This window comes from Methylobacterium segetis, assembly GCF_004348265.1.
In the GTDB taxonomy this organism is placed as follows: Bacteria; Pseudomonadota; Alphaproteobacteria; order Rhizobiales; family Beijerinckiaceae; genus Methylobacterium; species Methylobacterium segetis.
In genome coordinates this window covers 1-20,461 of sequence record NZ_SMNT01000104.1, presented here as the reverse complement: position 1 = coordinate 20,461, position 20,461 = coordinate 1, and the positions used below count along the sequence as shown (strand labels likewise).

Sequence of the window (20,461 nt, the reverse complement as noted above, 5' to 3'; positions counted from 1 at the left end):
CGCCCTGAGCCGGCCGAGCCAGGGCTGAGGCCTCTCAGCGCCAGAACGGCTTCGCGTCGGAGAGGTCGTCGTGCGCCTCCTCCGCGGCGGCCAGAAGCTGCTTCGTGCGCGCCTCGTTGTCGGCGGCGGTCAGGCCCGCGGCGAACAGGGCCGGCCCGCTCGCGGCCACGCCGGGCGGTCCGTCGGCGAGGCTCGCCATGACGGAATGCGCGGTCGCGAGGTCGTTCAGGGCGCCGAGATGATCCTGCAGGTCGGACAGGGCCGCCGAGAAGGTCTTGTGGCGCTTGCGCGCCTTCTTGTCCGGAAACAGCGAGGCGAAGAAGTCGGCGCCGTAGCGCAGCTTCTTGCCGGCGATGCGCACCTGGTGGCGCGCTTCCGGGTCGAGCTTGGCGAGATGGCGCCCGCGCTTGCACACCCGCTTGCGAAAGCGCTCCAGCACCGTGGCGGCAAAGTCCCTGGCGGGTTCGTCGCGGGCGGGATCGGCGCCCTCCCCGAGCCAGGGGCCGGTCTGGAGCCAGCTGAGCAGATCGAGGAGGAGCCGCCGCCACTCGGGCGAGGCGAGGATCTCCGACACCGTCCCGTGCGCCCGGTCGCGCTCGGCCCCGAGCCGCGCCGCGAGCTCCTCCAGCCCCGGCTCGTCCGGGCGGCGCGCCATCTCCTCGGGCAGCGTCGTCTCCAGGAAGACGTCGAGGTTGCGGGCCCGGCCGAAAGGCTCGGTCGCCTGCTTGATCTCCGCCCCGAGGCCCGCGGCGCGGGGATCGTGCGCGAGGATCGGCTTGAACAGGCTGAAGGCCGAGCGCAGCCGCCGTAGCGAGACCCGGATCTGGTGGAGGGCCTCCGGGTCCCGGCTCGCCAGGAACACCGCCTCGTTGAGGCGCAGGTGGCGCAGGCAGGCCATCACGATGCTGCGGAAGGCGTCGCCCGCGCTCGCATCCTCGCGCAGCACCACGGCGCCCGCCTTGCTCGGCCGGCTGAGCCGCCCGTCGCGCAGCGCGAAGCCGCGCTCGCTCTTGGAAAGGGCGCCCAGGCGCAGGGGGACCGTCTCGGCGAGGGCCTGGGCGAGGGCGAAGAGGTCGGCGGTCGTGCCCTCCTCGAGTTCGAGTTCCAGTTCGCACAGGGGAGCGTCACCCGCTTGCGTCTCCACGCGCCCCTCGTCGAGGGTCACGCTGATGCGCGAGGCGCCGTAACTCAGCGTCCGCTCCCTCCGCATCACCACCGTGGTGAAGCAGGGCTCAAGGCGCGCGTCCTTGGCATCCGCGAGGATGGCGGCCACGGGCGTGTCGGCGTAGACGGCCGGGTCGGGCGCGTCGCCCGCGATCGGGCTCTCCCATTCCGGCCGGTCGAACAGGCCGGCCGCTGCCGCCCCCCCTTCCGCCTTGACGGTCTGAATCCGCTCCTCGCCCCGGCTGCGCACGCGAAGCGTCAGGCCCGCGGCGCGCAGGTCCTCGTCGGGCGTGTCGAAATAGGTCGAGACGAGGGTGGCGGGCGCGCCGTCTCCCTGGAGGAGCGGGTGGGCTCCGAGGGCGGTCAGATCGAGACGGTCGCATTCCAGCTTCAGCTCGGTCTCGCGCGGTCTGCTCATGCTCGTCTGGTCTCCTGCCCCGCCGGTCGTTCGTCGGCGTCGCCCCGCCAACGTTCGGGCGAGCCCCCGGTGCCGGGTCGGGCAGGTCATTCTGTCACGCTCGGGGCTGCCGTGCACGGGGGCGCAATCCCTCGCCGTCGCGGGTTCGCCGCTCCTCAGGCCTCCGCCGTGGCAGGGTCGCGCCGCGAGCAGGCCGCGTAGGCGGAGAGATGCCGGCTCGCGCAGGCCGCCCAGCCGTGCAGGGAGGCGACCCGGCGCCCGGCCTCGGCGAGCCGCACCCGCTCGGCCGGGTCGAGGACGGCACGGAAGGCCTGCGCGATCGCCTCCGCATCCTCCGGATCGACGAGGTGCGCGTCCCGGGCGGCGAGGCTCTCCGTGAAGGGGGGCCGCGCCGCGCCGACGACCGGGATGCCGCAGGCCATCGCCTCGAGCACGCTCGGACCGAAGCCGCCCCTGAGGGCGGGGGCGGCGAGGACATCCGCCAGCCGGTAGATCGCGGGCATCTCCGCCTGCGGCACGATCCCGGCCTGGATCACCGCCCGGCCGATCCCGACTCCCAGAGACGCCCGGTCGAGGGCAGCGCGGCAACGGGCCTGATAGCCGGCATGGTCGAGGATCGAGCCGCCGCCGACGACGAGGAGTTGCGCCTGCGGCTGCTCCGTCCGGAGCCGGCGGAAGGCCTCGATCACGGCAAGCGAATTCCGCCGCTCCTCAAAGCCCCCGACGCAGAGCACGACCGGACCCTCTCCGAGGCCCCAGCGAAGGCGAAGACCCTCGTCCTCCGCAGCCCCCGCCGGGCGGAACAGGGTCTGATCGACGCCGTTGCCGACGACCTGGGCCATGACGCCGTGATCGTGCGCCAGCGCCTCGGCCGAGGCCCGGGCGACACAGAGCAGCCGGTTCGCGTCGAAGATCGCCCGGTCCTGCCAATAGGCGAGCTGTGGGTCGGCGAAGGTCTCCAGGTGGTGGACGGTCCGCACGAAGCCGTGCACCAGCCGGCGGCGGCTCAGGGTGGCGAGGGCGTTGCCGCCGATGCCGCACTGGGCGTGGAACACGTCGAAATCGCAGGCGGCCGGCGTCGCGAAGTGGCGAAGGTAATCCTCGATCCGCGCCCGCACGAGGTCGGCGGTCGCACCGCCGACCGGCCGCGCGGCCACGGACACGACGGGACAGCGAGCGTCCCGGTAGAAGCCGCGGCCCGTGGGGTCGGGCGCGTGTACCACCGCCTCGTGCCCGAGGTCGCAGAGGGCCTCGCCGACGGCGAGCGCGTGAGCGACGCTCCCGCGCGGGCTCGTCGAGGTTGCCAGAATCGCGATGCGCGAAGGACCACCCGCCATGCCGCGTTGAAATCCGTAGCGGCCGGAGGAGCCGGCCGTGGAGCCCGGGACCGGCGGAGCCCGAGGCTGCCGGTCGTGCCGGGCACGACGCATCGTTCATGCCGGTCCGGGCACCGGGCGGCGGGCAGGATGGGCCGGCGGCGCCCTCCCCGGCCGGATCTACCGCGCCGGCCCGTCGAGGGAGAGCAGGTACTGCACGAGGGCCGCCTGCTCGGCCGGACCCACGCCGGCTTGCGCGTCCGCCCAGTAGGCGTGGCCCTCGCCGGTGACGCGGGCGGTCACCGCGCGGGGGCTGGCCCGGTTCGCCGCGATCACCCGCGCGCGCAGATCCCGGTCGACGAGGGCGCGCAGGCTCTCGGCCGGGTCGGCCTGCACCGCCGGATCGAGGAGCGGCCCGATCCCGGGCTCACGGGCGGGGCCGGGACCCACGGCGACCCCGCCGTCGTGGAGGTAGGGCGCGGATTCGTTGAGCCCGATCAGGTTCGGCACCTTGTAGCCGCCGGGCGTGCCGGCATGCGCCCAGGCGAGCTGCACCTGCGCCCGGTCAGCCTCGCCGAGCGGCACCGGGAGCGTCTTCGTCCCCGGCGGCACCGGGAAGGGGGTGCCGGCGGCGTAGAGGTCCGGCGGCCGGAGCGTTCCCTCGGTCTTGGCGAAGGAGCGGGCGCGTGTCGGCTCGGTGCCGATCTCGGGGGCCGGGACCACCCGGTTGTTGGTGTAGGCCGGCCCCGCATGGCAGCCGGCGCAGCCTGCCCGCTCGAAGACCTGCCGGCCGGTCGCGAGGATCTCCGGCGGCGCCGGCCGCGCGGGCGCGCGCAGAGCGTTCTGGAAGGCCGACATGGCGTCGTTGGCGTAGCCGACGGGCTCGCCCGGGCTCGTCGCCACGAGGCCGTTCGTGGTCACGTAATTGGCGTTCGGGAAACTCGGGAGCGCCGCATAGCTGTTCAGCCCCGGCGCGTCGGGCGTCGGGTCGGCCGCCTTCAGGACCTGCGAGGGCGTGCGGCCGCCCTGCGGGTCGAAGCGGAAGCTCGGGGACGGGGCCCGCTGCAGGAGCGTGCCGAGATAGACTTCCGGATCGAGGCCGAACAGGAACGGCGCGGCGTCGGCCTGGGCGGTCGTGTCGGAATTCAGCGCGTGGACGTTGTTGTTGAGCGCCGACAGGCCGCGGAAGGGGCCGATCCCGGCATGCCCGCTCCAGCCGTAGGGATGGCCGTGGGCCGTGAAACTCGACGGGATCGAGGTCGGGTTGGTGACGAGATCGGGCGAGGAATCGAAGCTGCCGGGGGGCCAGCTCGCCGCCTGCACCTTGGCGGCGGCCTCCAGCGCCTCCGGGTCCGGAAGGCGCTCGCGGCCGCCGGCGCGCGTCGCGACGCTGCGGTTCGGATCGGTCCGGAACGGGTCGAGGGAGGGCGTCGAGCCGTGCATGTAGTAGGCGGTGGTGTTCGAGGCCAGGGCCATCATCAGGCCGACGTTGAGGTCGCGGTTCGGCGCGCCCTCCACCACCTTGCCGGTGCCCGGGTCGTAGGCCGCATGGCAGAGGGCGCAGGTGATGCCCATGCGCACGTGGCCGCGGTCGTAGAAGGTCCGGATGCCGAGCGGGAACAGGCTGCCCTTCGCGACGTCGAGGCCGGTCGGGATCAACTCCCCCACTTGGTAGGTCCGGCCGCCGACCGTCACCGGCCGGGCGACGCGCACTTCGAGGTTGGTGGTGGCCCGCCCCGCCAGCAGGGTGAGCGCGCGCGAGACCTCGTAGAGGCTGAGCGCGCCGTCGAGCATGCCCATCACGTCGGTGAGGAAGACCTCGTTGCCGAAGGTCTCCCGGTAGAAGGCCTCCCGCCCGCGCCGGATCAGCGCGTCGTCGATCCGCACGGCGCCGGGCTCGGGTGAGGCGGCGGGGCGGCCGAGCACGTCGTAGGCGGCGGGCTGGGCGTTCCGCGCAGGGTTGGCGAGGTCGGCCTCGTCCGGCATCGGCGCGTGGCTGAAGCGGCCGAAGGCGGCCGCGAGCCCGCCGGCGGCGATCAGGATGCCGGCGGCGGCGAGGAGGCGGCGGGACGAGCCCATCGGGTGCGGCATGCTCCGGAAGCGGGGTTGCCGGGCACAACACCGTCGGGCCTGCGATGGTTCAGGCCTCCTGCCGTCGGAAATCCCCCTCGCCCGGCCGGGCGCGTGCCGCCCGCCCGATGGCAGGGTCAGGGGCGCGCGGAGATGCTTCCGTCGCGCCGGGAACGCAGGCAGAGGAACAGGTAATAGCCCGTCAGGCTCGTCGCGGCCTGCGCGGCGCGCGGACGGAAGTCCGGTGGCGCCTCCCGCGCATCCGCGATCGTGCCCGCGTAGGACCAGCCCTCGACGAAATCGGGCACGGGTTGATCCTGGCGGACGGCGCAGCAGAGGCCGCCGTCCGGCTCCTTCGCGAAGAGGCTGTAGGACAGGAACGGTCCCTCCTCGTCGGACATGCCCACTGATCCCCGGTCCCGTTTCGCCGTGACGCCGCATCCGCCGCGCAGGCGCGGCGTGCGACGCCCTCTCGCGTTGCAAGGATCTGGCCAGCGCTTAAGCTTCGCCCCGCAGCAGGTGGAGGCTGAACAGGCCCTCGGGATCGAGCCAGCAGCGCACCGGCTCCCATCCGGCATCGGCCGCCATCTCCTGGAAGACGCCCGGCGCGTAGCGGTAGGCGCAGCCCGTGCGCACGCTCTCCCCGTGCGTGAAGGGCACGGCTTCGCGGCCGACCCGGAGCAGGCCGGCCCGCTCGGCCACGAGATGGGTCTCGACGCGGAACGGGTCGAGCAGCACCCGCGCCTCGTGCCGGAAATCCTCCGGTGCGAGGGGCGCCCCGGCGCCCTCCCGGTCCGATCCCTCCTGGCCCGGCGCCGCCCCGCCATCGGCGCGGGCGAGGCGGCGGAGAATGTTGAGGTGCAGGGCCGCCATCAGCCCGTCGTCGTCCGCGTGCGCGCGCAGCAGGCTCTCCGTGTCGCCGTTCGGATCGATGCCGACGAGGAGCCAGCCCCGCCCGAGAACCGTGCGGGCGCGCTCCAGGAGGGCCGCGAGATCGGCCGGAGGGAGGCCGCCGGCGGTGGCTCCGAGGCAGAGGCCGAGGCCGCCGCCCGGCCGCGCGCCGTCCTCGGGACCGGGCGGCGTCTCGCCCGCGGGCGCAACGATCTCCGGCGGGTGCGGGCGGTCGAGGGCGGCGAGGAGGAGATCGACGCCGCGGGCCGACCCGGTCCCGAAGGCGAGGATCCGGGGCTCGGGACCCACCAGGGTCGCGACTTCGGAAGCGATATCCGTGAGAAGCGCGATCTCCCGCTGGGTCGGATAGCAATCCGGATGCTCCGCGGCCCGCGCCATCAGCTCCGCCCCCGCCTCGTCCCAGAGGCAGGCGGAGGGAAGCGCCTTCTCGGGCAGGGCGAGGCCCTGCGCCACGGCATCCAGAAAGGCCGAATCAGTGCCCGGATCGTCCTCCGCCAGCGGTGCCCGGGCGCCGGGCCAGGGCCGGACCGAGCAATGCGGCGCCTCCGCGCCGGCGCCGCTGCTGGGGTGCCAGCGGTTCAGCCAGACGGGCTCCGAGGCAGTACGCGACTCGAACTCATGACGCATGGGCCTGTTCCGCACTGGAATTCAGACACTCCGGCAAGCATCCGAAGGCGCGGGACTGTAGCAATCCGAGACGCAGGGGATCTAACACGGGTTAAATTATTGGTGAGAAACGTCCCGTTTTCCCCGGGAGAGCGCCGGATTTCAGCTTCGTACGCGATCCGACATCGGGCAGGATGAGCGAGACTTCGCCGTGCGGGTTCGGACGGTTTCCGATGAGGCGAGCAGACGTATCATGAATTTTGTGTTACGAACTTCCGCCGCATTCAAGTGATCCAACGAGCGGGCTCTTCCAGTTTGGCCTGTATGCTCCCTAGTGTGAAGACGCCGACCCTGCTGCTCCGATGATCGCTCAGCTCGCCTCCTCCCTCCGGTCTCGTGTGCGGCCGCTGCGTGCCCTGATGCGGGGCATCGCCGTGCTGGCCGGCCTCAGCGTGCTGCCGACCGCAGTGCTCGCCTACGCGGATCTCCTGCCCGAGGGCTTCGATCTCGCCATCTTCGGCTTCGAGGCCTCGCCCGCCGTGGATCTGCCGCATGTCCGGGAGCAGCTCGCCTCCGGCGGCCCGCTGCGGATCGTCGCCTTCGGCTCGTCCTCGACGGAGGGCATCGGCGCGAGCAGCCCGGCGGCGAGCTATCCCGCCCGCCTGCAGGTCGATCTCAACCGCTCCCTCCCGCATCTCGTCGGCGGCGTCACGGTGCTGAACCGCGGCATCGGCGGCGAGCACGTCGACGACATGATGCGCCGCCTCGGCCGCGACGTCGTCGCGGCCAAGCCCCATCTCGTGATCTGGCAGACCGGCAGCAACGACCCGCTGCGCGGGATCGACCTCGATCATTTCCGCGAGGCGACCCTGGCGGGCCTGCGCACCCTCCGGGAGGCCGGCATCGACGTGGTTCTGATGGAGCCGCAATGGTGCCCGAAATTCGATGCGACACCGGGCTCCTACCGCTTCCGGGACGCGGTTCGCGAGATCGGTGAGGAGATGAGCGTGCCGGTGATCCGCCGCTCGGAGCTGATGCGCAGCTGGGTCGACGAGGCACGGCTCACCCGCAAGGAACTGTTCGCCGCCGATGGCCTTCACATGGCCGACCGCGGCTACGCCCTCCTGGCGCGCGCCGCGGCCGACGAGATCCTGCGCGACGCCGGACCTGTCCGGGTCGCTGCCGCGGAGTAGAGGCGAAGCCTCCTCCGTTTCCGGCCCTTCCTCGGTTCCCGCGCGGGGCTCCGCGTGATCCTGGCCCTCGGTCCCGTCCGGGCGTGGCGGCTGCCGAGCGCCCTTGTCTCCCCAAGGATCTCCTCCGGTCGTTCGGACATCGCCTCGTGCGGCTGGTGAGCCGCACGTCGTCCCTTGGCGTCGACCCAGCCGATCGATGAGTTGCCGCATCGGCGCGCAGATCCCCGAAGGAAGACCGCTGCCTTCGGCCGAGGGAGTTCTCGCAGGGTCCCGCGAGCCGGGTCCGGGCCGGCCACTCCGTGTGGGACCGGGAACAGGCCAGGATCGGCCGCGGTTGCCCAGGCGAGAACGGAGGGAGACCTTTCATGAGCCCTGTGCGCTCGCGCCTCGCCGTGCGGCATGGGCCCGGCGGCCTCGTCCGAGAGCGGCGGACATGAAGGATCCGGAGGGACCCGTCGTCGTCCTCACCGGCGCGTCGAGCGGCATCGGACGGGCCGCGGCTCTCGCCTTCGCGCGTCGCGGCGCCCGTCTCGCGCTCGCTGCCCGCAGGCCCGAGGCGCTCGATGCGATCGCCTCCGAGTGCCGTGCGTGCGGCGCCGAGGCCATCGCGGTCTCGACGGACGTCACCGATCCGGTGGCGGTGGAGCGCCTCGCCCGGCGCGCCGAGGAGACGTTCGGGCGGCTCGACGTCTGGATCAACAATGCCGGCACGGGTGTGTTCGGACCCTATCAGGATGCGCCGCTCGACCTTCACCGCCGAACCGTCGAGATCAACCTGCTCGGCGGCATGTACGGCGCCTACGCCGCCCTGCCCCGCTTCCTCGCGCAGGGACACGGCGTGCTCATCACCAACATCTCGCTGGGTGGCTGGGCACCGGCCCCGTTCGCGGCTGCCTATTCCGCGAGCAAGTTCGGGCTGCGGGCTTTCACCGCGAGCCTGCGCCAGGAATTGCGGCGCCATCCCCGCATCCACGTCTGCTCCGTCTTTCCCGCCATGGTCGACACGCCCGGCCTGGAGCACGGCGCCAATGTCTCGGGCCGCAGGATCGACACGGGACCCCTCGTCTACGCCCCCGAGGACGTGGCCGAGACCTTCGTGCGCCTCGTCCGCCATCCTCGGGACGAGGTCGCGGTCGGCTGGCCGGCCCGCGCCGCGCAAGTGGCCTACGCCCTCGCTCCCCGCCCGACCGAGCACCTGACGGGTGCTGCCATCCACCGGATGCTCGACCGGGCAACGCCCGCGCGCCACAGCTACGGCGCCATCCGCCAGCCCCTCGACGACGCACCGCGCACGAGCGGCGGCTGGCGGAGGCGGCACGGCGTCCCCTCGGCGCGCACGCTGAGCCTGACGGGGCTGGCGATCCTCGGCGGGGCGACGCTCGTCGCGCTCGGCAGTGCGGCCGCCCGTGCCGGCCGCTGAGGTCGCGACCCGGCAGCGCGAAAGATTATTTTCACAATCGCCCGAAACCGCGGGCCATGCTCGGCCGTAAGAGCGGTCGAGCCGCCCGGCGCGCCCGTGCCGGCCCCGCCCCCAGGAGCCGACCGTGCCCCCCCGATGCCGCGCCCTTCCCCGCCGATTCGGAGGCGGACCTGCGCAGGATCCTCGCCGCCTCGGGCGTTGTCGGGACGTGGTCGTGGTTCGAGGCCGGCGATCACTGCGTGCTCGACGCGGGCGCCGCCACACTCCTCGCGGGAGACCGGGCACTGGCCGGAGCGGCGCTTCCCGCGGATCGGGCGCGGGCATGCCTCCACGCCGACGACCGGAATACGGTCCTCGCCCGCTTCTCCGCGCTTTGCCGCTCGGGGGGCCTCTTCGTCGCCCAGTACCGTGTCCTCGCCCCCGGGGGCCGGACGCACGCGATCCTCGACCGGGGCCGGATCTTCCGCGGGAGCGGCGGCGCGCCGGGGCACGGCCACGGTCTGCTGATCGATCTCGGGGACGAGGCCCTCCCCGATGGGGCACGGACCGGCCGGGCTCTCGACGAGGCGGCGTCCCGGATCATCGCCTGTCGGCGCACCATCGACCGGTTCGGTTTCCTCAGCCTCAGGCCGGCCGTTGACCGGCTGCTCCTGCGCATCGCGCAGGACATCGCCCGCAGCGAGTGCGGACGTCTGCACTGAGCCGCCGCCATGTCCCGGATGTCCCGTCCCGTTCAGGCGGGCAGTGCCAGGGCGGCCCGCGCCTCGGCGGGCGTGGCCGGCCGCCGGCCGTGGCGGGCGATCGCCTCCACGGCGAGGCCGACGAGTTCGGCATTGCTCGCGGCGAGGCGGTCCTTCGTGATCCGGATGTTGTCCTCGAGGCCCGTGCGGACCGCATCCGCCCCGCGGGCCAGGGCCCAATCCATCACCACCGCCTGCTGTCGGCCGATGCCGGCGGCCGTCCAGGTGGCGCGCGGCAGGATCCGGCGCAATTCGCCGAGCAGGATGTCGAGGAGGGGCTCCTCGGCCGGCATGGCGTTCTGCACGCCCAGCACGAACTGCACGTGCGGCCGCTCGTCGATCAGCCCCGCCTCGACCAGGCGCTTGGCACCGTGGAGGTGCGAGAGGTCGAAGATCTCGATCTCGGGCCGCACGCCGAACTCGCGCATCCGCGCGGCGAGATCCGTCACGAGGCCGGTGTGGTTCTCGTAGACGATGGTGGGAAAGTTCACCGAGCCCGTCGAGAGCGAGGCCATGTCGGGCCGGTGCTTCAGCGGCAGGCCGCGGGCGCCGGGGTCGCGCCCGCGCCCACCGGTGGAGAATTGCACGATCAGGCCCGGACAGTGCCGGCGCAGGCCCTCCTGCACGGCGGCGAACCTGTCGGGGTCGGAGGACGGGCTCTCGTCGTCGTTGCGCACGTGGATATGGGCGAGGCTGGCGCCGGCCTCGAAGGCTTCGTGCGTCGATTCAATCTGCTCGGCGACGGTGACCGGCAGGGCCGGGTTGTCCGCCTTGCGCGGCACCGACCCGGTGATCGCGACGGCGATGACGACGGGCTTGCTCATGATCTCAGGACCCTCGCTGGTCTCGCTCCGCGCCACCGAGCGCTCGTAGCCGCGGCGGCCCGGGAACGCCAAGCGTCTTCCTGCCTCGCCGCGTGAGAGCGGGGCTCGTCCGTCACGGGATCCGGTGCCGCGTGCCGTCCGCCCCGTGACAGGGGACCGGTTTCGCGCCACACTCGGCCCCTCGGTGCGAGGCAGGTCAACCGCCCGCGCCGCCGGGGGCGGGCAGCGGATGGTGCCATGCCGAGATTTTACTTCGACGTCCGGACCCCGTCGGGGGTCGTGTGCCTCGACCACGAGGGGCTCGATTGCGCCGACGCTTCGGCCGCGCTCGCGGAGGCCCGCCACGGTGCCCGTTTCGTGGAGCCGGAGGAGGGAGCGGGCAACCCGCTCTTCAGCGGCTACCGCTTCTCGGTGGCCGACGAGGCGCACCGGTTCCTGTTCACGGTGCCCTTCACGGAGCTGGAGATCGACGGCGCAGTGCCGCCCGCGCCGATAGGCAGGGGCGCGCCGGCCAAGAGGGCGCGGCACCTGTCCTGACGCGCCGCGCCGGAGACGTCCCGGAGGCGATGCCGCGGACGCGCGCCGGAAGGGGGGCGAGCATCACGGGGAGATCGGCGTGTCCGACCGTCCGGACTTCATCGAGATCGAGACCCGCCTCGGCGCGCACAATTACAAGCCCCTCGACGTGGTGCTGACGCAGGGCCGGGGCGTCTGGGTCACCGACACGGACGGGCGGCGCTACCTCGATTGCCTGTCGGCCTACTCGGCGGTCAACCAGGGCCATTGCCATCCGAGGATCCTCGCGGCGCTGACCGAGCAGGCCGGCCGCCTCGCCATCACCTCGCGGGCCTTCCGCAACGACCAGCTCGGCCCCTTCTACGAGGAACTCGCCGCCCTCACCGGGTCCCACAAGGTGCTGCCGATGAACAGCGGCGCCGAGGCGGTCGAGACGGCGATCAAGGCGGTGCGCAAATGGGGCTACGAGGTCAAGGGCGTGCCCGAAGGGTCGGCCGAGATCGTCGTCTGTGCCGGCAACTTCCACGGCCGCACCCTGGGGATCGTGTCCTTCTCGACGGATCCGGACGCGCGGGGCGGCTTCGGCCCCTTCCTGCCGGGCTTCACCCTGGTGCCGTTCGGGGACGCGGCCGCGCTCGAGGCGGCGATCACCCCGAACACGGTGGCCTTCCTCGTCGAGCCGATCCAGGGCGAGGCCGGCGTGATCATCCCGCCCGAGGGCTACCTGCGCGCGGTGCGCGAGATCTGCACGCGCAACCGGGTCGTCCTGATCCTCGACGAGATCCAGACCGGGCTCGGCCGGACGGGGCGGCTGCTGGCCGAGGAGCACGAGGGAATCGTGGCCGACGTGACCCTCGTCGGAAAGGCGCTCGGCGGCGGCTTCTACCCGATCTCGGCGGTGCTCTCGACGACCGAGGTGCTCGGCGTCCTGAAGCCGGGCCAGCACGGCAGCACCTTCGGCGGCAATCCGCTGGCCTGCGCGGTGGCGCGGGCGGCGCTGCGGGTCCTCGTCGAGGAGGGCATGATCGAGAACGCGGCCGCCAACGGCGCCTATTTCCTCGAGAGGCTGCGAGCCCTGACCTCGAACCGCATTCTCGAGGCGCGCGGGCGCGGCCTGATGCTGGCCCTCGAGTTCCACCCCGACGCGGGAGGCGCCCGCCCCGTCGTCGAGGCTCTGAGGGCCCGCGGCCTCCTCGCCAAGGACACGCACGAGCACACGATCCGCTTCACCCCGCCCCTCGTCATCACCCGCGAGGAGATCGACTGGGCGATGGAGCGGATCGAGGCCGTGATGCAGGGCTGATCGCACCTGCCGGCAGCGGAGCCGGCCCCGGCCCTCCTGCGGCGCAGGGTCCGTGAACCCCGCGCCCCCGCGGTGCGGCCGAACGACCGGAAGCCGGAAGCCCGGGAAATCGAACGGACGGATGTCAGAACTTGAAGATCGAGCCCGCCGCGGACTTCGCCGCCTGCTTCGCCTCGCGGGCGGATTCCAGGCGCTCGATCTCCCGTTGCAGCAGCGCGATGCGCTCGCCCAGTTCCTCGACCGAGAGGTCGTCGAGCTTCTGCCCGATCTCGTGCTCGGTCACGGTCCGGCGTACCGGAAAGATCTCGTCATCCATCGTCCGACCCCCGTCCCAAGCGTCAGGCCGTTCCTATCTGGGACCGCGTCGGCTGCCGTCAAACGGGCCGCTCACGCCTCCGCCAGCTCGCCGAATGCCGGGCCGCGCGGGCGTTCCTTCACGAAGTGCGGCAGGAAGCTCGACATGACGCTCGCCGGGATGTCGAGGGGCCGATGGCGCACGGTGTCGACGAACATCAGGGATTGCTCCCCACGCCCGAGCAGGCCCTGGGTGCGGCTGTGGATCTCGTGGGACAGCGTGACGAACTTGCGATTGTAGCTCGCGATCCGGATCCGGACGATGACGGGCTCGAACTCCCGTGCCTCCCGCCGGAAATCGTGACTGAAGGACCGGGTCAGGATGTAGAAGTTCGTCGTCGCGAGGTCGAAATCCGGCATGCAGGCGTGGAAGAACAATTCCCGCGCCTTGCCGACCCAACGGAAGTAATTGGCGAAGTAGACGTTCCCGACCGAGTTGGTGTCGTCGTAGGTCGGCAGGAGCTGCAGCACGAACCAGGGTCCGTCGAACCCGTGCGCGGCGACAGGATCCGCACGCGGCACGACGAGGGTCGCGAGGCCGGGCGCGTCCGCCGCGGCCTGCGGCGCTCCCTCCCCGCTTCCCCTCCGGCCCGCGATCAGGTTGCCGAGCGCGGGCAGCGCGCCGACGGCGCCGACGAGGGGCGCGATCGCGAGAAGCGCCCCGACGGGTGCGACGTAGCCCGTCACGAAGATCAGGGCCGAGGCCGTCCCGATCATCGCGCAGAGCACCCCGTCATAGGCCGGCCGCGCGCCGAGGGCCTCGCAGAGGAGGCAGAGGGTCGCCCCCACGAACAGGCTCGCGAAGGGCAGCATCAGATAGATCATCGGGATGTTCGCCGCGATGAGCCCGGCCGCGAGCGCGACCGCGGCGGCCAGGGTCCAGAGCGGCGAGGCGACGAGGCCGGCGGGCAGGAAGGCGAGGAGCGGGCTCTCGCTGCGCCGGGTCACGGAGGTGAGGAGCCAGCGCGTCGCGCAGTAGAAGCTGTCGACGGTCGAGGCCATCGCGATGGCGGCCCAGACGAGGAAGGCCGCGGTGAGGCCCGGGTCGCGGAGGCGGGCGAGGGCCTGCGCCACGGCTCCCTGCGCCTGCGGGATCCCGTCGGCGGCGAGGACGGGGGTGCCGGCTCCGGCCAAGGCGGCAAGGCCGCCGTTGAGGGTCAGCAATCCGAGGACGAGGAGGGAGCCGCCGGCATAGGCTGCACGCACCGAGCCGCCCTCCCGGTGGATCGCCACGACCCTCTGCCAGTGCTGCACATCGCTCCACGGCCCGAGCAGGAAGCCGACGAGGCAGGGCAGCATCAACCCGTAGAAGCGCTCGTCGAAGGCCGCGAGGGGGACGGGGGCGGAAGGTGCGGCTCGCATGAGGCCCTGGGCCGCGACGAGGGCCGCCGCCACGCCGACGACGAGATAGAGGGCGTGGAGCCGCCGCAAGGCCCCGATCGGGGCCGCGTGCCCGATGGCGGCGGCGAGCAGGAACAGCAGCACCGCCCCGAGCAGGCTGCCATGGCCGAACAGCGGCAGGAGCAGATGGGCGCAGAGCCCGTAGGCCGTGAGCGCGAGCGCGGCGAGCTGGCAGGCCAGGAACAGACCGGTGTACCGGTCCTCGACCGCCTTGAGGATCTCGGCCGGGTTGCGGCCGGGCGCTCCGAGCACGTGCCCGAAGAGGTAGAGGCCGGCGGCGTTCGGCAGCGCGAAGGCGGCGAAGCCGAGCCAGCCATACGTCACCGTGACGTGGATCGCGTAGAAGAACCCCAGGCCCCAGAGCCAGGACAGGCCGATCGTCGGCGCCCAGGCGAGGGAGCTGAGAAGGCGGGAACCCTCGGTAGAGTGCATGCTGACAACCTGAACGTGCGCACACCATCATGGCCGTTCGCGCCGTCCCGGTCCATTTCCGGATCGCAACACTCGTCCGATCAGAACGATTGGCTCGGCCGCCTCCCGCAAACCCGGCGTGCCGCCATCCCGTCCCGGCGCCCGCTCCGCCGTTGGCCGGATCCCGCCAAGTCACAGCAGCCATTGAGGCTCGGCTCAGCGGCCCACGACGAGGCGCGGCTGGATCTCGGTTCGGACGGAGGATGGAAACAGCCTGTGGAAATCCTTCGGCACCCGCGCGATCAGGTCGGGGATCTCGGAGGCGGGCCGGGCGGGGCTGATCAGGAAGCCCTGGATGTCGTTGCAGGCGCGGGCTCGCAGGACCTGCGCCTGTTCGGCCGTCTCGACGCCCTCGGCGGTGACGGCGATCGAGAGCTTCTGGGCGATGGCCAGGATCGCTTCGATCACCGCGAGGTTGCCGCCCTCGTCGTCGATGTCCCGCACGAAGGAGCGGTCGATCTTGATCTTGTCGACCGGAAACTTGGCGAGGTAGCTCAGCGACGAGTAGCCGGTGCCGAAATCGTCGAGCGCGATGCGGATCCCGCGCGAGCGCAGCTCGTGCAGGTTCGCCATCGTGATCGCGGTCTTGTCGAGGAAGACGGATTCGGTGATCTCGATCTCGAGCCGGCCCGGCTCCAGGCCGCTCGCCTCCAGGGCCGCCGCGATGTCCCGGAGGAACTCGCTGGTACGGAACTGGATCGGCGAGATATTGACGGCGATCCGGGTCTCAGCGGGCCAGCGCGCCGCCTCCCGGCAGGCCGTCTGGAGGGCGTAGCGGCCGATCGCCACGATCATGCCCGTCGCCTCGGCCACCGGGATGAACTCGGCCGGCGGCACGAAGCCGCGGGTCGGGCTGCGCCAGCGCAGCAACGCCTCGAAGCCGACGACCCGCCCGTCGCGCAGCGCGGTGAGCGGCTGATAGTGCAGCTCGAATTCCCGGCGCTGGAGCGCGAGCTTGAGGTCTGCCTCGAGTTCGCGGCGGGTGCGCTGGCTGACTTCGAGATCGCGCTCGAACAGGTGGAAGGTGCCCTTCCCCCGCGCCTTCGCCCGGTAGAGGGCGAGATCCGCCTTGAGCAGGAGGCTGCCGGGATCGAGCGCGTCCGTCGGCGTCAGGGCGATGCCGATGCTCACGCCGATCTCCGCAGCGAGAGCGTCGATGCGGTAGGGCGCGCTCACCGCCGCGATGATCGCCCCCGCGAGGAGGGTGGCCTCGGCGGCGCCGCGGCAGCGGTGCAGAACCGCGAACTCGTCGCCACCGAGGCGGAAGATCCAGGTGCCCTCGGAGGCGAAGGGCTGCAGGCGCTGGGCCACGCTGCGCAGGAGTTGGTCGCCGGCTCCGTGACCGAAGGAATCGTTGACCACCTTGAACCCGTCGAGGTCGAGGTAGAGCAGCGCGCAGGCGCCCCCACCCTCGGCGGCGCGGTCGCACTCGGCACTGGCCAGATCCTGGAACAGGGCGCGGTTGGCGAGGCCCGTGAGGGAATCGTAGCTCGCCAGGAAGGCGATCCGCGCCTCCGAGATCCGACTCGCGGTCACGTCCGAGCCGACGCCGCGGAACCCCGCGAGGCGGCCCGTCCGGTCGAGGACCGGCTTTCCGCTGAGCTGCCACCAGCGCGTCCCCTCGGCCCGCGGTAGTTCGACGACGAGGTCCTGAAAGGCGATCCCCTCGCGCAGGAAGCCGAGCATTTCCACGGCGCCCGCTCCGAAGCGTCCGCCATCGCCGCAGGCGAGGAGTTCCGCGAAGGGAAGGCCCTGCAATTGCTCGACCGGGCGTCCCACCACCTGCGCCACCCGCCGGGAGACGTGGTCGAAGCACCCCTCCCGGTCCGTCTCCCAGAGCCAGTCGCTGGTGCTCGCCTCGAACTCGCGCAGGAGCAGGCCGATGGTCTGGTTCTGGTCGCTCACCCGCACCCGGTCGAGGATGCGCTGGAACGAGAGCAGGCTCATGCTCCGGACGCTGAACAGCACGAAGGTCGCATAGATCGCGAGCAGGACCGCGATGCTCGCCGCGACGCCGTCGCCGCTCGTCGCCAGGGCGATGAAGCTGCCGAGTACGACCGGCGCCGCGAAGAGCAGGGCCACGGAGAGGATCGGCCCGAGGACGTAGGCATCCGAGATCAGCCCGGCGGCGATCGCGACGACGATCATGCGATGATCGGCGTCCGAGGGCGGGAACAGCACCATCGGCATGGTGCTCCAACTGGAGCCGATCGCGAGCGCGATCGCCCCCGCGACCCGGTAGCCGCGCTCGATCTGCGCCTCGGTCGGCGTGCCCGCGAACAGCCCCTGATAGCGCCAGGCGGCGACGACCGCGCCGATGCTCGTCGTGCCGATGACGAGGAGAAGGGCGACGAGGTAGGTCGGGGACGCCGCGTTCCAGAACAGGCCGACCACCGTGAGCGCGACGGCGCCGTGCGTGATCGCCGAGAATTTGGCGAGCCTGAGCGTCTCCACGAGCATACCGGAGCGTGTCTCCAGCATGTAGCGATCGAGCGTCGCCGGGGAGGTGGATGACGCCTCCGCGGAAACCTCGTGCCGCCGGAACCCGCAGACGGCGCCGAGGCGCTCGGCCGCACCGAGGAGGAGGCGCAGGGCCGCCGCGCCGACGCGGCGGTTCGAGGCGGCGGATCTGCGCGGCTCGCTCACGGTGCCGGCTGCCCGCGCGGCGACAGGGTCATGGTGACGCCGCCATGGGGGCGCAGCGTGACCTTGAAGCGCGTCTCCGGGCGCGACGGGGCGGCCCGCACCGCGCGGAAGGCGGGCAGAAGCTCGGCGAGGATCGCGAGGCACTCGGTCAGCGCGAAGTTCATGCCGATGCAGACCCGCGGACCCGCGCCGAAGGGCAAGTAGGCGTAACGGTCGCGCCCGGCGCTGCGGGCCGGGTCGAAGCGGCCGGGGTCGAAGCGCTCGGGCTGCGCCCAGAGCCGGGCATGCCGGTGCACGGCATAGACCGGCACGTGGACGGAGCGTCCCGCGGGAATGCGCGTGGAGCCGAGCCGGACCTCGGACAGCGTCTTGCGCACGATGAGCGGGGCAGGCGGGTAGAGGCGCATCACCTCCATCACGACCTGTCGGGTATAGGTCAGGGCCTCGAGGTTCGGGCCCTGACCGGGCTGGCAAGCGGCCCCGATCTCGGTCAGAACCCGCGCCTCGACCTCGGGATGCTCCGACAGGAGCCAGAACGTCCAGGCGAGCACGATCGCGGTGGTCTCGTGGCCCGCCGCGATGAAGGTCAGGAGGTTGTCGACGAGGGACGCGTCCGGCATCCCCTCCCCGGTCTCGGGATCGTGGGCCTGCAGCATCAGTCCGAGGAGATCGTCGCCGCACCGGCCGCTTGCGCGCCGGCTGGCGATCGCCCGCGATATGGTACCCCGCAGATAGCGGGCGGCCGCGGCGCCCCGGACCGAGCCCGGATGAGGCGTCCAGGCCGGCGCTCCGAGGAGGCTCAGCGCCATCTTCCAGGTCGCTTGGTCGAGGTAGGTGTTCATCGCCCGGCCGAAGCGCGCGGTTTCGAGCCCGCTCTCGCCGGACATCATCGTCGCGACGATGATGTCGAAGGTGGTGCGCATCATCTCCGAGAGCATGTCGACCTGCGCGGGGCCTTTTGCCGCCCAGCGCGTCCGGGTCTCGGTGGCGACCGCGCGCATGGCAGGAACGAAGGCGCGGATCCGGTCGTGCCGGAAGACGGGCGTCGCGATCCGGCGCTGGTGACGCCAGCGCTCGCCGTCGGAGGTCAGGATCCCCTTGCCGAGGACGGGCGAGAGGGAGCGCGTCAGGAACTCCTCCCGCCCGAGGAGCGCTGCCTGATCGACGAGCAGGGAGCGGATCAGGACGGGGTCGCTGACGAAGACGGTCCGGCGGCCGATGAAGCGGGCCTCGACGAGCCCCTCCCGGTAGACTTCCGCCGGCCAAGCCTCGATCAGGTTGCGCACGATCGTGCGGATCAGGCGCGGGAACCCGGCCGCTTCCGAGACGATGTCCCTCAGTCCCGGGCCTGCTCCGACGGGCAACCCCGCCGCTGAATCGTACTGCATCCGAGACGTCCCGGTTCCGAGACTTCAGGTTTGCAGGTCGCTGCTTGCCGGCCCGTTAAGCTACCCGTTCGAATACGGGTCTTGTCCGGGTTTTTCGATCCTGAGTTGCGAAATCGGCGGTCCGTCCGCCTGCAATCCGGGCGTGGGCGGGACCTGCCGCCTCGCGCGACGCGTGCGCGCCCGGCGGCCGGGCTCTTCACAGCCCGTCCGGCCGGACGTCTCGTTTCCTGCGATCGCGCGCGTCAGGCGGCCTTGTTGCGTCCGCGCGGCTTCGGACGATCCGCATCGTCCTGCATCGCACCCGGTCGGCCGAGGCCGATGGACTTGGCGAGTTCCGAGCGCTGGGCGGCGTAAGCCGCGGCCACCATCGGGTAGTCGTTGGGCAGTCCGTAGCGCTGGCGGTAGCTGTAGGGGTCGAGCCCGTGGGTCGAGAGATGGCGCTTGAGCGTCTTGTAGGGCTTGCCGTCGATGAACGAGATCAGCGCGTCCGGCGTGATCGACTTGCGGACCTGAGCCGGCGTCGGCTTCTCGACCGTCTCCGCTGGCGGAGCTTCCGGCTGGGCCAAGCCGGAGAGGGAGGCGTGAACCGCGTGGATCAGCGCCGGGATGTCAGTGGCGGCCACATGATTGCGCGCGACGTATGCCGAAACGACTTGAGCAGACAGTTCGATAAACTGGTCGTGCGCACGCGAAGACGTTTCTTCTGGTTCCATCGGCATCTCCTTAATCGCCTACGTACTTCGCCGCAAACACAACGGAATGCAAGCGTAAGTCGCTGGTCGATGCACAGGCATTTCTGCTTGTGCGGTGAGAAAAGCCTTAGGGGTAACCAGCTGTACGTTGAATCGTTCGATTTGCGTTTCGCAAACCTATCAAATGACGACCTCGGATCCTCGCGCAGGATGGCGGCTTCAGCTGCGCCGGGGCCTCGGCCCGCCCCGGCGCTCGTCACGCGGCGTCCGCGCTCAGGCGGCCGCGGCCTTGCGTCGGCCCCGCGCCCTCGGGGCCGGCATCTCGGCCGGGGCCTCCGGCTGCTGGACCTCGGCGGCGGGACGGCGCTGCTGGCCGAGACCGAGACTCTTGGCGAGTTGCGAGCGCTGGGCCGAGTAATTGGCCGCTGTCGACGGGTAATCGTTGGGCAGGCCGTAGCGCTGGCGATAGGCGTGGATGTCCAGCCCGTGGGTCGAGAGATGGCGCTTGAGCGTCTTGTAGGGCTTGCCGTCGATGAACGAGATCAGCGCGTCCGGCGTGATCGACTTGCGGACCTGAGCCGGCGTCGGCTTCTCGACCGTCTCCGCTGGCGGAGCTTCCGGCTGGGCCAAGCCGGAGAGGGAGGCGTGAACCGCGTGGATCAGCGCCGGGATGTCAGTGGCGGCCACATGATTGCGCGCGACGTATGCCGAAACGACTTGAGCAGACAGTTCGATAAACTGGTCGTGCGCACGCGAAGACGTTTCTTCTGGTTCCATCGGCATCTCCTTAATCGCCTACGTACTTCGCCGCAAACACAACGGAATGCAAGCGTAAGTCGCTGGTCGATGCACAGGCATTTCTGCTTGTGCGGTGAGAAAAGCCTTAGGGGTAACCAGCTGTACGTTGAATCGTTCGATTTGCGTTTCGCAAACCTATCAAATGACGACCTCGGATCCTCGCGCAGGATGGCGGCTTCAGCTGCGCCGGGGCCTCGGCCCGCCCCGGCGCTCGTCACGCGGCGTCCGC

General features: G+C 71.7%; 17 protein-coding genes. 5 read left to right on the top strand and 12 right to left on the bottom strand.

Annotation, left to right across the window (positions count from 1 at the left end):
• Positions 1 to 34: 34 nt before the first annotated feature.
• The 5 genes from E1J50_RS21475 to E1J50_RS21455 form a co-directional block, all read right to left on the bottom strand.
• Positions 35 to 1,582 carry a CYTH and CHAD domain-containing protein gene (locus E1J50_RS21475; protein WP_132255822.1) on the bottom strand — a complete coding sequence of 516 codons (1,548 nt, stop codon included), beginning with the start codon at positions 1,580 to 1,582 and terminating at the stop codon, positions 35 to 37.
• Positions 1,583 to 1,737: 155 nt separating this feature from the next.
• Positions 1,738 to 2,919 carry an MSMEG_0565 family glycosyltransferase gene (locus E1J50_RS21470; RefSeq protein WP_132255821.1) on the bottom strand — a complete coding sequence of 394 codons (1,182 nt, stop codon included), beginning with the start codon at positions 2,917 to 2,919 and terminating at the stop codon, positions 1,738 to 1,740.
• A gap of 159 nt (positions 2,920 to 3,078) precedes the next feature.
• On the bottom strand, positions 3,079 to 4,977 hold the full coding sequence (locus tag E1J50_RS21465) for a cytochrome C oxidase Cbb3 (protein ID WP_132255820.1): 1,899 nt from the start codon (positions 4,975 to 4,977) through the stop codon (positions 3,079 to 3,081).
• A 128-nt stretch (positions 4,978 to 5,105) separates the two neighbouring features.
• Positions 5,106 to 5,369 (bottom strand): hypothetical protein, encoded by a 264-nt coding sequence (locus E1J50_RS21460; protein WP_132255819.1) that lies wholly within the window; start codon positions 5,367 to 5,369, stop codon positions 5,106 to 5,108.
• 97 nt (positions 5,370 to 5,466) lie between these two features.
• Entirely contained in the window at positions 5,467 to 6,507 is a 1,041-nt protein-coding gene (locus E1J50_RS21455; protein ID WP_132255818.1) for an L-histidine N(alpha)-methyltransferase, read from the bottom strand.
• A 341-nt stretch (positions 6,508 to 6,848) separates the two neighbouring features.
• Here E1J50_RS21455 and E1J50_RS21450 point away from each other — a divergent pair, with 341 nt between their 5' ends.
• The 3 genes from E1J50_RS21450 to E1J50_RS21440 all read left to right on the top strand — a co-directional run bounded on the left by E1J50_RS21450 (position 6,849) and on the right by E1J50_RS21440 (position 9,800).
• Positions 6,849 to 7,679 (top strand): SGNH/GDSL hydrolase family protein, encoded by an 831-nt coding sequence (locus tag E1J50_RS21450; RefSeq protein ID WP_132255817.1) that lies wholly within the window; start codon positions 6,849 to 6,851, stop codon positions 7,677 to 7,679.
• Between the two features lie 433 nt (positions 7,680 to 8,112).
• On the top strand, positions 8,113 to 9,099 hold the full coding sequence (locus E1J50_RS21445; RefSeq protein WP_132255816.1) for an SDR family oxidoreductase: 987 nt from the start codon (positions 8,113 to 8,115) through the stop codon (positions 9,097 to 9,099).
• 56 nt (positions 9,100 to 9,155) lie between these two features.
• Positions 9,156 to 9,800: a PAS domain-containing protein gene (locus tag E1J50_RS21440; RefSeq protein WP_132255815.1), complete on the top strand. Its 645-nt coding sequence runs from the start codon at positions 9,156 to 9,158 to the stop codon at positions 9,798 to 9,800.
• A 32-nt stretch (positions 9,801 to 9,832) separates the two neighbouring features.
• Here E1J50_RS21440 and E1J50_RS21435 read toward each other — a convergent pair whose 3' ends face one another.
• Positions 9,833 to 10,663, bottom strand: a complete 831-nt coding sequence (locus E1J50_RS21435; protein WP_132255825.1) for a 3-oxoadipate:acetyl-CoA acetyltransferase — start codon at positions 10,661 to 10,663, stop codon at positions 9,833 to 9,835.
• A 237-nt stretch (positions 10,664 to 10,900) separates the two neighbouring features.
• On the opposite strand from E1J50_RS21435, the gene E1J50_RS21430 reads away from it, so the two are divergent.
• Together E1J50_RS21430 and rocD are read left to right on the top strand one after the other, a co-directional pair.
• Entirely contained in the window at positions 10,901 to 11,200 is a 300-nt protein-coding gene (locus E1J50_RS21430; protein WP_207919264.1) for a DUF6894 family protein, read from the top strand.
• Positions 11,201 to 11,279: 79 nt separating this feature from the next.
• Positions 11,280 to 12,482 (top strand): ornithine--oxo-acid transaminase, encoded by a 1,203-nt coding sequence (gene rocD / locus E1J50_RS21425; RefSeq protein ID WP_132255814.1) that lies wholly within the window; start codon positions 11,280 to 11,282, stop codon positions 12,480 to 12,482.
• A gap of 124 nt (positions 12,483 to 12,606) precedes the next feature.
• Here rocD and E1J50_RS21420 read toward each other — a convergent pair whose 3' ends face one another.
• The 6 genes from E1J50_RS21420 to E1J50_RS21395 form a co-directional block, all read right to left on the bottom strand.
• Entirely contained in the window at positions 12,607 to 12,798 is a 192-nt protein-coding gene (locus tag E1J50_RS21420) for a DUF1192 domain-containing protein (RefSeq protein WP_132255813.1), read from the bottom strand.
• A 71-nt stretch (positions 12,799 to 12,869) separates the two neighbouring features.
• Positions 12,870 to 14,669 (bottom strand): acyl-CoA thioesterase, encoded by a 1,800-nt coding sequence (locus E1J50_RS21415; protein ID WP_245516691.1) that lies wholly within the window; start codon positions 14,667 to 14,669, stop codon positions 12,870 to 12,872.
• A 195-nt stretch (positions 14,670 to 14,864) separates the two neighbouring features.
• Complete coding sequence (locus tag E1J50_RS21410) at positions 14,865 to 17,354, bottom strand: putative bifunctional diguanylate cyclase/phosphodiesterase (protein ID WP_132255812.1); 2,490 nt, start codon at positions 17,352 to 17,354, stop codon at positions 14,865 to 14,867.
• Positions 17,351 to 18,742 (bottom strand): cytochrome P450, encoded by a 1,392-nt coding sequence (locus tag E1J50_RS21405; protein WP_132255811.1) that lies wholly within the window; start codon positions 18,740 to 18,742, stop codon positions 17,351 to 17,353. The genes E1J50_RS21410 and E1J50_RS21405 overlap by 4 nt, the downstream gene beginning before the upstream one ends.
• Positions 18,743 to 18,984: 242 nt before the next feature.
• Positions 18,985 to 19,455 (bottom strand): Ros/MucR family transcriptional regulator, encoded by a 471-nt coding sequence (locus E1J50_RS21400; RefSeq protein ID WP_132255823.1) that lies wholly within the window; start codon positions 19,453 to 19,455, stop codon positions 18,985 to 18,987.
• A gap of 252 nt (positions 19,456 to 19,707) precedes the next feature.
• A complete protein-coding gene (locus E1J50_RS21395) occupies positions 19,708 to 20,211 on the bottom strand; it encodes a Ros/MucR family transcriptional regulator (protein WP_132254334.1) in 504 nt (167 codons plus the stop codon).
• Positions 20,212 to 20,461 lie beyond the last annotated feature (250 nt).

Bases quoted from the DNA above. Each gene is read 5' to 3' on its own strand.
- E1J50_RS21420 (WP_132255813.1), bottom strand. From the start codon at position 12,798: ATGGATGACGAGATCTTTCCGGTACGCCGGACCGTGACCGAGCACGAG.
- E1J50_RS21465 (WP_132255820.1), bottom strand. From the start codon at position 4,977: ATGGGCTCGTCCCGCCGCCTCCTCGCCGCCGCCGGCATCCTGATCGCC.
- E1J50_RS21395 (WP_132254334.1), bottom strand. From the start codon at position 20,211: ATGGAACCAGAAGAAACGTCTTCGCGTGCGCACGACCAGTTTATCGAA.
- E1J50_RS21470 (WP_132255821.1), bottom strand. From the start codon at position 2,919: ATGGCGGGTGGTCCTTCGCGCATCGCGATTCTGGCAACCTCGACGAGC.
- E1J50_RS21440 (WP_132255815.1), top strand. From the start codon at position 9,156: ATGCTCGGCCGTAAGAGCGGTCGAGCCGCCCGGCGCGCCCGTGCCGGC.
- E1J50_RS21460 (WP_132255819.1), bottom strand. From the start codon at position 5,369: ATGTCCGACGAGGAGGGACCGTTCCTGTCCTACAGCCTCTTCGCGAAG.
- E1J50_RS21450 (WP_132255817.1), top strand. From the start codon at position 6,849: ATGATCGCTCAGCTCGCCTCCTCCCTCCGGTCTCGTGTGCGGCCGCTG.
- E1J50_RS21435 (WP_132255825.1), bottom strand. From the start codon at position 10,663: ATGAGCAAGCCCGTCGTCATCGCCGTCGCGATCACCGGGTCGGTGCCG.
- E1J50_RS21475 (WP_132255822.1), bottom strand. From the start codon at position 1,582: ATGAGCAGACCGCGCGAGACCGAGCTGAAGCTGGAATGCGACCGTCTC.
- E1J50_RS21415 (WP_245516691.1), bottom strand. From the start codon at position 14,669: ATGCACTCTACCGAGGGTTCCCGCCTTCTCAGCTCCCTCGCCTGGGCG.
- E1J50_RS21405 (WP_132255811.1), bottom strand. From the start codon at position 18,742: ATGCAGTACGATTCAGCGGCGGGGTTGCCCGTCGGAGCAGGCCCGGGA.
- E1J50_RS21430 (WP_207919264.1), top strand. From the start codon at position 10,901: ATGCCGAGATTTTACTTCGACGTCCGGACCCCGTCGGGGGTCGTGTGC.
- E1J50_RS21400 (WP_132255823.1), bottom strand. From the start codon at position 19,455: ATGGAACCAGAAGAAACGTCTTCGCGTGCGCACGACCAGTTTATCGAA.
- E1J50_RS21455 (WP_132255818.1), bottom strand. From the start codon at position 6,507: ATGCGTCATGAGTTCGAGTCGCGTACTGCCTCGGAGCCCGTCTGGCTG.
- E1J50_RS21445 (WP_132255816.1), top strand. From the start codon at position 8,113: ATGAAGGATCCGGAGGGACCCGTCGTCGTCCTCACCGGCGCGTCGAGC.